This window comes from Spirillospora sp. NPDC046719 (assembly GCF_040645715.1).
Classification (GTDB): Bacteria; Actinomycetota; Actinomycetes; order Streptosporangiales; family Streptosporangiaceae; genus Spirillospora.
Genome location: NZ_JBEYYT010000072.1, coordinates 26,565 through 30,495, shown reverse-complemented (window position 1 = coordinate 30,495; position 3,931 = coordinate 26,565). Strand labels below are relative to the sequence as shown.

Below are 3,931 nucleotides of genomic sequence, written 5' to 3'. Positions count from 1 at the left end.
GGGGCATCGGCCGGGGCTGAGCCCCCGGCCGGGGCCCGCGGCCCCGCGGCCCCGCGCGCACGACGAACGCGCCCCGGTGACGTCCATCGGGGCGCGTTCTCGTGTCAGGGGTCAGTGCGCGCGGGTCACCAGGTGACGGCCGCGGACGCCGGACCGGTGATCGTGTTGCCCAGCGGGTCCTTCACGCGGATCCGGTAGGTGTGCTTGCCCTTCGCCGCCTTGGTGTCGGTGAAGGACATCGACGGCTCGGCCCAGAACCTCGACAGCTGCTTGACGGTGGTCAGCGCGGTCGTCGAGTCGTCGCGCAGCACCTCGTAGTGCAGCCAGCCGTTGTCCATGTCCCAGGTGCCGGTCCAGGCCACCTTGAGGCCGGTGGACGTCTTGGTCACCGTCGGCGCCTTCAGGGAGCCGGCCTCCGGCCCGACCTTGTTCGCCGCGTTGGCCTTGATGGTGAACCGGACGAGGCCCGCCTGCGCCTTGCCGTTCACGTTCGGGAACTCGCCGCCCATCGCGATGTAGCTGCTGTTGCCCGTGACGGCCCACGCCGCCTGGTACTGCTGGGTGAAGGTGCCCATGCCGAGCTTCGGGAACCAGTCCAGCAGCTGCGGGATCGGCTGCTTGCTGTAGTTGCTGTTGGTGCCCGGCTTGCCCTTGTCGGTGCCGCGCGCGTCGAAGGTCTCGGCGATCGTGCGGTGGTACGTCTCCGGGTCGGTCTCCGGGAAGGCGCCGAGCGAGGTGCAGTCGTGCGCGTGGCCGACGCTGTAGACGGTCTGGCCGACGGGCAGGATGCCGTAGGTGGCGCCGTAGCAGTTGTCCAGCCACACCAGGTCGCCGTTGCTCGCCTTGGCGGCGAACCGGCCGTCGAACCAGTGGTACCGCTCGCCGTCGGCCGCGCCGTAGACGACGCCGTTCTGGATCCGCAGGTCCGTGACGTAGGAGTAGCCGTACTTGCCCGCGCTGTCGGGCTCGGTGGCCTTGGTCGGGATCGGCTTGCTGGTCCACTCCAGCGTGCCGCCGTTGGTCGCGCTGACGGCGCCGATGCCGACGTGCTTCTCGCCGTTCAGCTGCTGGAACCGGCCGCCGACGATCACGCGGTCGCCGTACACCGCGAGCGCGTAGACCTCGTCGTCGTTGGCCGCGGGCTTCCAGGTGTCGATGTTGGAGCCGTCGGACGCCTTCACCGCCGCGAGCCGCGTCCGCGACTTGCCGTTGACGTTGAAGAAGTTGCCGCCGACGTACACGGTCGAGTCGGTCGCGGCGATCGCGCGGACGCGGTTCTTCACGTCCGGCGCGAACGAGTCGATCAGCGCGCCGGTGGCGGTGTCGAACGCGGCGAGGTGGTTGTGCGCCTTGCCGTCCACCTTCGTGAAGTCGCCGCCGACGTAGACGCGCTTGCCGTCCGGCGAGGCCATGATCCGCAGGCCCTGGCCGTCGAGGGTGTGCACGAAGCCGGTGCTGAGCTTCCCGGTCGTCAGGTCGAACGCCATGATGTTGCCGCGGGCGACCTCGCCGGCCCCGCCCGCCTTGACGCCCGCGGGGCGCGCCTTGGTGAAGTTCCCGGTCGCGTAGACGGTGTTCCCCACGGTCGCCATGCTCCACACGACGCCGTTCACCTGCGCGGTCGGCAGCGGGTCGGCGCTCACGGTCGCGGGCACGCCCGAGGCCGGCATGGTGTCGGCCGCGACCGGCCCGGCCGGGACGAGGGCGGCGCCCACCAGCGCGAGGGCGGCGGCCGCCCCCAGGCTCGCGCGCACGCCGGTACGGCGCTGTCGGATAGAAGCACTCACGAGTCGGTTCCCCTAAAGCACGTGACCCCCGGTGGCCCCCTCGGCCACTCCGGTCTGGAGATCTTAGTAGCCGCCGCGCGCCGCCCATCCGCGGAATTAGGAAATCGTGACGGAAATCGCTTACAGAGCGCTTGATACCGACTGCTCAGCGCAGTATGGCCAATTCCGGAAATAGAAAAGCGCCCCGAGGTGTAAACCTCGGGGCGCTTTCACGCGTCGTCGTCCCGGTCGCCCGGGACGCCGTCACCGCCGGACGGAGTTGGACGCCGCGCTCGTCGCGGCGTTCCCGTTCGGGTCGACCGCGCGGATCTTGTAGGTGTGGGCGCCCTTCGGGGCGCTCGTGTCGGTGTAGGTGAGCGTCGCCGGGTTCCAGAACGACGCCGACTTCTCCAGCGTCGCGATCGGGGTCGTGCCGCCGTCGCGCAGCACCTGGTACTTCAGCGTCGCGTTGTCCATGTCCCAGGTGGTCTTCCACGAGACGCGGATGCCGCCCGTGCGCAGGCTCGCCGTCGGCGCCTTCAGGTCGGCCGTCTCCGGGCCCACCTTGTTCGGCGCGTCCGCCTTCACCGCGAACCGGACGAGCCCGGCCTGCGCCTTGCCGTTCACCTTCGGGAACTCGCCGCCCATCGCGACGTAGCCGCCGTTGCCGGTGATCGCCCACGCCGCCTGGTACTGCTGGGTGAACGACCCGATGGCGAGCTTGGGGAACCAGTGCAGCAGGCTCGGGACCGGCTGCCGGCTGTAGTTGCTGTTGGTGCCCGGCGCGCCGCGGTCGGTGCCGGTCGCGGCCTTGGTCTCCGTCAGCGCCCGGTGGTTGGTCTGCGGGCTGGTGTCGGGGAACGCGCCGAGCGAGGTGCAGTCGTGCGCGTGCGAGACGCTGTAGACCTCGTTGGCCACCGGGTAGACGCCGTAGGTGGCGCCGTAGCAGTTGTCCAGCCACACCAGGTCGCCGCTGTCGGCCTTGGCGGCGAACCGGCCGTCGTACCAGTGCAGGCCCTCGCCGTCGGCGCCGGCGTAGACGATGCCGTCGTCGACGCGCAGGTCCGTCACGTACGAGAAGTGCTTGCTGTCGAGCTTCGTGGGGATCGGCCGGCTGCTCCACGGCAGCGTGCCGCCGTTGTTCGCGCTCACCGCGGCGATGCCGACGTGGGTCTCGCCGTTCAGCTTCTGGAACTTGCCGCCGACGAGCACGCGGTCGCCGTACAGCGCGAGCGCGTAGACCTCGTCGTCGTCGGCGGTCGGCCGCCACGTCCCGACGTTGGACCCGTCGGACGCCTTGACCGCCGCCAGCCGCGTCCGGCCGCTGCCGTTGACGTTGAAGAAGTTCCCGCCGACGTACACGGTCGAGTCGGTCGCGGCGATCGCGCGGACCCGGTTGTGCACGTTCGGCGCGAACGAGTCGATCAGCGCGCCGGTCGTGGTGTCGAACGCGGCGAGGTGGCCGTGCGGCTTGCCGTCGACCTGGGTGAAGTCGCCGCCGACGTACACCCGGCTGCCGTCCGGCGACGCGATGATCCGCAGGCCCTGGCCGTCGAGGGTGTGCACGAACGTGGTGCTGAGCTTCCCGGTCGTCAGGTCGAACGCCATGATGTTGGCCCGGGCGACCTCGCCGGAGCCGCCCTCGGCGACGCCCGCGGGGCGCGCCTTGGTGAAGCTGCCGGTCGCGTAGACGGTGTTGCCGACCGTCGCCATGCTCCACACGACCCCGTTGACCTGCGCCGTCGGCAGCGGGTCGGCGCTGACGGTGGCCGGCGTCCCGGACGGCGGGTCGGTGTCGGCGGCGACCGGACCGGCCGGTACGAACACGGCGCCAGCCAGCGAGAGGGCGGCGGCCGCCGCCAGGCCCGCGCGGACCGTCGTCCGGCGCTGTCGCAGAAGAGCTCTCACGAGTCGGATCCCCTAGCCTCGGCCCGGTGGCCACCCGCGGCCACTCCGGTGCAGGGATCCTATTGGGCCGCCAATCCGATACATCCGGCCCCTTATGAAATCGTGACCGAAGTCGCTTTCGCTGCCTGACCGGGGGGATTCCCGATCTTCGGCGCGGCACGAGGGAGCGCCCCCGGGCGCGGGCCCCGGGGGGCGCTCCGCGCCGATCGTCAGCCCCCGGGCCCGGCCCGCCCGCGGGGCGGGACTGAGAACCACCG

General features: G+C 71.2%; 2 protein-coding genes. Both read right to left on the bottom strand.

The features are described 5' to 3' along the window. Positions 1–125: 125 nt before the first annotated feature. The gene (locus ABZ914_RS15435; protein ID WP_500193561.1) at positions 126–1,754 is read right to left on the bottom strand and encodes a PQQ-binding-like beta-propeller repeat protein; all 1,629 of its coding nucleotides are present in this window, start codon (positions 1,752–1,754) and stop codon (positions 126–128) included. Positions 1,755–2,030: 276 nt separating this feature from the next. Then, positions 2,031–3,674 carry a PQQ-binding-like beta-propeller repeat protein gene (locus ABZ914_RS15430; protein WP_500193560.1) on the bottom strand — a complete coding sequence of 548 codons (1,644 nt, stop codon included), beginning with the start codon at positions 3,672–3,674 and terminating at the stop codon, positions 2,031–2,033. Between the last annotated feature and the right edge of the window lie 257 nt (positions 3,675–3,931).